This window comes from Flavobacterium sp. LK-23 (genome assembly GCF_058135255.1).
The window spans coordinates 214019-220545 of record NZ_JBYUVT010000007.1 but is presented as its reverse complement, the minus strand read 5'-3'; the positions used below and the strand labels follow the sequence as shown (position 1 = coordinate 220545).

At 32.8% G+C, this 6527-nt stretch carries 7 protein-coding genes; 3 read left to right on the top strand and 4 right to left on the bottom strand.

Annotated elements, in window-relative coordinates:
• Positions 1 to 236 precede the first annotated feature (236 nt).
• From ettA to holA, 3 genes are all read right to left on the bottom strand, one after another.
• Positions 237 to 1928 carry an energy-dependent translational throttle protein EttA gene (ettA, locus tag AC3Y25_RS13280; protein WP_489903067.1) on the bottom strand — a complete coding sequence of 564 codons (1692 nt, stop codon included), beginning with the start codon at positions 1926 to 1928 and terminating at the stop codon, positions 237 to 239.
• Between the two features lie 50 nt (positions 1929 to 1978).
• Complete coding sequence (locus AC3Y25_RS13275; RefSeq protein WP_095929263.1) at positions 1979 to 2161, bottom strand: CAL67264 family membrane protein; 183 nt, start codon at positions 2159 to 2161, stop codon at positions 1979 to 1981.
• 64 nt (positions 2162 to 2225) lie between these two features.
• A complete protein-coding gene (holA, locus tag AC3Y25_RS13270) occupies positions 2226 to 3230 on the bottom strand; it encodes a DNA polymerase III subunit delta (RefSeq protein WP_095929262.1) in 1005 nt (334 codons plus the stop codon).
• A gap of 93 nt (positions 3231 to 3323) precedes the next feature.
• Here holA and AC3Y25_RS13265 point away from each other — a divergent pair, with 93 nt between their 5' ends.
• Genes AC3Y25_RS13265 through AC3Y25_RS13255 form a run of 3 tightly spaced genes read left to right on the top strand, consistent with a single transcriptional unit; the run spans position 3324 to position 5686 of the window.
• Positions 3324 to 3776, top strand: coding sequence for a type I restriction enzyme HsdR N-terminal domain-containing protein (locus AC3Y25_RS13265; RefSeq protein ID WP_489903066.1), 453 nt, complete (start codon positions 3324 to 3326; stop codon positions 3774 to 3776).
• Positions 3777 to 3800: 24 nt separating this feature from the next.
• Positions 3801 to 4820: a glycosyltransferase gene (locus AC3Y25_RS13260; protein WP_489903065.1), complete on the top strand. Its 1020-nt coding sequence runs from the start codon at positions 3801 to 3803 to the stop codon at positions 4818 to 4820.
• A gap of 32 nt (positions 4821 to 4852) precedes the next feature.
• Positions 4853 to 5686, top strand: a complete 834-nt coding sequence (locus AC3Y25_RS13255; RefSeq protein ID WP_095929259.1) for an OmpA/MotB family protein — start codon at positions 4853 to 4855, stop codon at positions 5684 to 5686.
• A 187-nt stretch (positions 5687 to 5873) separates the two neighbouring features.
• Here AC3Y25_RS13255 and AC3Y25_RS13250 read toward each other — a convergent pair whose 3' ends face one another.
• A complete protein-coding gene (locus AC3Y25_RS13250) occupies positions 5874 to 6494 on the bottom strand; it encodes an L-threonylcarbamoyladenylate synthase (protein WP_489903064.1) in 621 nt (206 codons plus the stop codon).
• Between the last annotated feature and the right edge of the window lie 33 nt (positions 6495 to 6527).

The following is a 6527-nucleotide window of genomic DNA, read 5'->3' as shown; positions in this document are numbered from 1 at the left end:
AAAGACCACATCAGGGAATTGATGGAAAAAAGCCAATTGAAATGATAAATCCGTTACCGAAATAAGTAACTTTTACAGAAATGACATACTTTACCTAAAAAAAATATATTCAATTCAAACCCGACAGGTCTTAAAAAACTGTCGGGTTTTCTTTGCGTATATAATTCAAAATAAAAATCCCAAACTCCGGTAAATTTGGAATTTGGGATTTTTTATTTGAAAATTTATCAAAAATATTATCTGATCAATTTTCTGTATTTCAAACGTTTTGGAGTTAAATCACCACCAAGACGTTTCTTTTTGTTTTCTTCATAATCAGAGAAACTTCCTTCGAAGAAATAAACTTCAGAATCTCCTTCGAAAGCCAAGATATGTGTACAAATTCTATCTAAGAACCATCTGTCGTGAGAAATAATTACAGCACAACCTGCAAAATTTTCTAAACCTTCTTCAAGAGCTCGAAGTGTATTTACGTCAAGGTCATTCGTTGGCTCATCCAGTAAAAGTACGTTTCCTTCTTCTTTTAATGTCATTGCCAAGTGCAAACGGTTACGCTCTCCACCAGAAAGCATTGAAACTTTTTTGTTTTGCTCACCACCACCAAAGTTAAAACGTGATAAATAAGCTCTTGAGTTCACTTGCTTTCCACCCATCATAATCAATTCCTGACCGTCAGCAAAGTTTTCCCAAATAGATTTGTTTGGATCAATATTAGAGTGCGACTGATCTACGTAAGCAATTTTTACTGTGTCTCCAACAGAAAATTCTCCGCTATCTGTAGCTTGTTCACCCATAATCATTTTGAAAATAGTCGATTTACCAGCACCGTTAGGTCCGATAATTCCAACAATACCAGCTTGTGGCAACGTAAAGTTCAAATTATCATATAATAATTTATCACCAAAAGCTTTCGCAACATTTTTAGCCTCAATAACATTTGTTCCTAAACGAGGACCATTCGGGATATAGATCTCTAATTTTTCGTCTAGTTGTTTTTGATCTTCATTTAATAATTTGTCGTAGTTCTGTAAACGCGCTTTTTGTTTAGTCTGACGACCTTTAGCTCCTTGACGAACCCACTCCAACTCACGCTCTAAAGTTTTTCTACGTTTAGAAGCCACTTTTTCTTCTTGAGCCAAACGGTTTGATTTTTGATCCAACCAAGAAGAATAATTTCCTTTCCATGGAATACCTTCTCCTCTATCTAACTCTAGAATCCATCCGGCAACATTATCCAAGAAATAACGGTCGTGCGTTACAGCAATTACAGTTCCTGAATATTGCGCTAAATGCTGCTCCAACCATAGAACTGACTCAGCATCAAGGTGGTTGGTTGGCTCATCTAATAACAATACATCTGGTTGTTGCAACAACAAACGACATAAAGCTACACGACGACGCTCTCCTCCTGAAAGGTTTTTGATTGGTGTATCTCCTTCTGGAGTACGCAACGCATCCATTGCGATTTCTAATTTGGTATCGATTTCCCAAGCACCAAGAGCATCAATTTTGTCTTGTAATGCCGCTTGACGGTCCATCAATTTATCCATTTTATCCTGATCTTCGTAGTATTCTGGAAGACCAAATAAGTCATTGATTTGGTTGTACTCCTCTAAAACTGCCATTGTTTCTGCAGCTCCTTCACGTACAATTTCGATAACCGTCTTAGAATCATCAAGAATTGGTTCTTGCTCTAAATATCCTACTGTATATCCAGGTTGAAAAACTACATCTCCTTGGTAGTTTTTGTCAACTCCAGCAATAATCTTTAAAAGAGAAGATTTTCCAGAACCATTAAGTCCCAAAATACCAATCTTAGCACCATAAAAGAAACTAAGATAAATATTCTTAAGAACCTGTTTGTCTGCTCCTTGATAGGTTTTGCTCAATTTCTGCATTGAGAAAATTACTTTCTTATCGTCTGACATTTTTTATTTTTTTTATTATAATTATTTACTTTTTTTTTAATCTCAAAATTCTAAACTCTGCCTTTCAAAGCATTGAATACCCAAGCATTAGCAAAAAATCCAACTCCAACAGCAGCAAATCCCCATCCTGAAACATCACTATATCTAAAGATTCCAAGAGCTATAAGCAACAACCCCATAAGTACCATTATCAAAGTTGCCCATCCTAAAATGGTGTTTTTATTCATTCCCATAATTGTGCAATTATTTTTAAGTAGTAAATTTTTTAGAAACGCAAATATCGTGAATTTTAATGGCTTAATTAAATATTTTATAGAGCATTTCTTTTAGCAAATCCGATTGTGGCAAAGCGTTGGCTCCCACACCTTTACTTTTAACATCAATATCACGTAAGGCTCCAACAATTTGACTCACCTTTCTCATTGGATAATTTTTTACTGCCAAATCATATTCTTTTAAGAAATACGGATTAACTCCAAGTGCCGAAGCGACATTTTTAGGGTTTTTATCTTTTAATCCGTGGTATTTTAAAAGCTGGACAAAGAACCCAAATACCAATCCAGTAGTCATAACTAAAGGATATTCTTTAGGGTTATGAGCAAAATTCTCTGCTATCTTATAAGCTTTCAATTGATTGCGCTCTCCGATTGCTTTTCTAAGTTCAAATACATTATAATCTTTACTAAAACCAATATTCTCTTCAATATGCTCTGCAGTAATCATCGTGCCTTGCGGTAAAATAATCTGTAGTTTTTCTAGCTCGTTGTTGATTTTACTCAAATCTGTACCTAAAAATTCTACAAGCATGGCATTGGCTTTCGGATCAATTGTATATTTTTTCCCAGCCAAAACGCGTTTAATCCAGTCTCCTACTTGATTTTCGTATAATTTTTTACTTTCGTAAACAACACCTTTTTGTCCTAATAGCTTAGTAACTTTTTTACGTTTATCTAGTGTCTTATATTTATAGCAAAAAACTAAAACAGTTGTTTGCATTGGATTTTCTACATAAGATTCTATTTTATCAATTGTTCTGGATAAATCCTGCGCTTCTTTCACAATAACAACCTGACGTTCAGCCATCATAGGATAGCGCTTGGCCGTTGAAACAATATCATCAATTGATACATCTCTTCCATATAAAACTGTCTGATTAAAACCTTTTTCTTCTTCAGCTAATACATTCTGTTCAATATATTCAGACAATTTATCTATATAATAAGGTTCTTCACCCATTAAAAAATAAATCGGTTTAATATCTCCGGCTTTAATTTCATTAACAATTTTTACTACTTCGTCCATTCAATCTTTTGTTTCAAGTTTCAGGTTTCAAATTCTGTTTCAAAACTTGAAACTTTAAATTTGAAACCTGAAACTATTTTATATTTTTGCTTTATGCTTAAACTTAATTTCCCAGCTTATACTTTCCGATTCAAAAATAGCGAAAATAAAGTGTCTATTTTTGATGAAATCAGGAAAAAATTTATAATTCTTACGCCAGAAGAATGGGTTCGCCAACACGTAGTTCATTTTTTAATGCATGAAAAAAAATATCCCAAATCACTTATTAATGTCGAGAAAGTTTTAACCGTCAACGGATTACGAAAACGATACGACGTTGTTGTATTTAACCCAGACGGTTCTATACACATATTAGTAGAGTGCAAAGCGCCAGAAGTTAAAATCTCTCAGGCAACTTTTGATCAAATTGCACGTTACAATATGACAATGCAGGCACGGTTTTTGAATGTTACAAACGGACTGAACCATTTTTATTGTCAAATGGATTTTCAAAACGAGAAATATGAGTTTTTAAAAAATCTGCCTGACTATAAAGAAAACCACTAACAAATAATAAAGAACTAAGTACTTTTGGATAAAATAGCAGTTGTAATTTTAAATTGGAACGGAGTAAAATTGCTGGAGCAGTTTTTACCCTCTGTTATTCAGTTTTCAGAAGGAGCAGCAATTTATGTTGCTGACAATGATTCTACGGACAATTCTGTTGCGTATGTTACAGAACATTTTCCAACCGTAAAAATTGTAAAAAACTCAGGCAATTATGGTTTTGCAAAAGGTTATAATGACGCCTTAAAACATATTGATGCTGAAATATATGCATTAGTAAATTCAGATATTGAAGTCACAGAAAATTGGCTTCAACCTATTCTAGACACTTTCGAAAAAGAAAATCAAACTGCTATTATTCAGCCTAAAATTCTTGATTTCAAAAACAAGGAATATTTTGAATATGCAGGTGCTGCCGGTGGTTTTATCGATAAATACGGATTTCCTTTTTGCAGAGGAAGAATATTCGATACAATTGAAAAAGACAATGGACAATACAATGACAATATTGAATTGTTTTGGGCTTCAGGTGCTTGTTTTTTTATTAGAAAGAACGTTTTTCATGAATTGGGAGGTTTTGATGAAAGCTTCTTCGCACATCAGGAAGAAATTGATTTATGCTGGCGAGCTGCAAATGAAGGGCATATTATAAAATACAATTACCAATCTGTTGTCTATCATGTTGGCGGCGCAACTTTACAACAAGGAAATCCTAAAAAAACGTATTTGAATTTTAGAAATTCATTACTAATGCTGGTTAAAAATCTGCCTTCAAAAGGATTGTTTTTTGTGATTTTTTTCAGAATGGTATTAGATGGTATTGCTGGTATCCGTTTTCTTACACAAGGCAAATTCGGGCACACTTTTGCCATTTTAAAGGCCCATTTTTCTTTTTATTGCTTATCTTTAAAATATCTTAAAAAACGAAAAGATTTTCAAATACAGCAATACTATTCGGTGAAAAGCATCGTTTTCCTTTATTATATCAAGAAATTGACCTTATTTAAAGAAATCTTTAACAGTATTCAAAATATTAAAAACTAAATTTGTAATCAAGTCTAATTAAAATTAAATTTATGAGAAAAATAGTTATCGCACTATCAGTATTAATGGCCCTAACATCTTGTGTTTCTAAAAAGAAATATGCAGAGTTAGAAGCTAAAAACAAAGAGACTCAAGATTTGTTAAACTCTTGTACTGTAAAATTAAACACGTGCTTAGAAGAAAAAGCTGGATTAGCTGCTACAGCTGAAAGCTACAAACAACATAATCAAGATTTAATCAACAGCTCTAAAGATTTAACTATCTTAACTACTAAAGGTGCTGAAAACCTTGAAAAATCTCTTGAAAGTTTAAAAGAAAAAGATTTGAAAATCTCTAGACTTCAAGACGCTTTAACTAAAAAAGACAGTGTTACTTTAGCATTAGTTACAAGCTTGAAAGGTGCAGTTGGAATCAATGATCCAGACATCGAAATCAATGTTGAAAAAGGAGTTGTATTTATCTCTATCGCTGATAAATTATTATTCAAAAGCGGAAGCTACGACGTAAGTGACAAAGCTAAATCTGTTTTGGCTAAAGTTGCTAAAGTTGTAAACGATAAACCAGATTTCGAATGTATGGTTGAAGGACACACTGATGACGTTCCTTACAAAAGCAACGGAATTATCTTAGACAACTGGGATTTAAGTGTTAAACGTTCTACTTCAATTGTACGTGTATTAACAAACGATCTTGGTGTTAACCCAGCTAAATTAATTGCTGCAGGTAGAAGTTCTTATGTACCATTAGTTGCAAACGATTCTGCTGAGAACAAAGCTCGTAACAGAAGAACTCGTATTGTTGTTATGCCAAAAATCGATCAATTCTATGATATGATTGAAAAAGAAATGAAGAAACAACAAAAATAATTAAAGTTTCACATACTTTATAATACAGAAAAAGCAGGTCTAATGACCTGCTTTTATGTATCCTTAATTTTTTTAATAACCAATTAAATATAAATCAAGAATAGCATTATTTTTAAATAACTAACTAAATTTTAACATAATAAAGTTACTCATAATTTCTCTACTTTTATACTTTTAGTGTATTTTTTTACAAAATATCAACATCTCCCTTACCTTCCCTTACGATAACTGGCTCATGTTCAGAAAGATCAATAATTGTAGAACCTACGTTATCTCCATAGCCACCATCGATTACCATATCTACAAGATGCTGCCATTTTTCAAAAATTAATTCTGGATCGGTAGTATATTCTATTACATCATCTTCATCTCGAATCGAAGTTGAAACAACCGGATTTCCTAATTGTCGAACAATCTCTAATATAATATTATTATCCGGTACACGAATACCAACTGTAGTTTTCTTTTTAAACTCTTTTGGCAAACTATTATTTCCAGGTAAAATAAAAGTATATGGTCCCGGCAAGGCTCTCTTTAGAATCTTAAACGTTGACGTATTAATCTGCCTTACATAATCTGACAAATTACTCAAATCGTGGCAAATAAATGAAAAGTTTGCCTTCTCTAATTTTACGCCTTTTATTCTAGCAATTTTTTCTAACGCTCTCGAATTGGTAATATCACAACCTAACCCATAAACAGTGTCTGTCGGATAAATTACCAAACCGCCATTCTGAAGCACTTTTACCACTTTTGCAATAGCCGCTTCACTAGGTTTATCTGGATATATTTTTATAAATTCGGCCATTTTTCTTTTTTGTTAGTTTTTGTTTCAGGTTTA

What these genes read in the sequence shown, in the direction of transcription:
- ettA (WP_489903067.1), bottom strand. Translation starts at nt 1,928, where the DNA reads ATGTCAGACGATAAGAAAGTAATTTTCTCAATGCAGAAATTGAGCAAA.
- AC3Y25_RS13275 (WP_095929263.1), bottom strand. Translation starts at nt 2,161, where the DNA reads ATGGGAATGAATAAAAACACCATTTTAGGATGGGCAACTTTGATAATG.
- holA (WP_095929262.1), bottom strand. Translation starts at nt 3,230, where the DNA reads ATGGACGAAGTAGTAAAAATTGTTAATGAAATTAAAGCCGGAGATATT.
- AC3Y25_RS13265 (WP_489903066.1), top strand. Translation starts at nt 3,324, where the DNA reads ATGCTTAAACTTAATTTCCCAGCTTATACTTTCCGATTCAAAAATAGC.
- AC3Y25_RS13255 (WP_095929259.1), top strand. Translation starts at nt 4,853, where the DNA reads ATGAGAAAAATAGTTATCGCACTATCAGTATTAATGGCCCTAACATCT.
- AC3Y25_RS13250 (WP_489903064.1), bottom strand. Translation starts at nt 6,494, where the DNA reads ATGGCCGAATTTATAAAAATATATCCAGATAAACCTAGTGAAGCGGCT.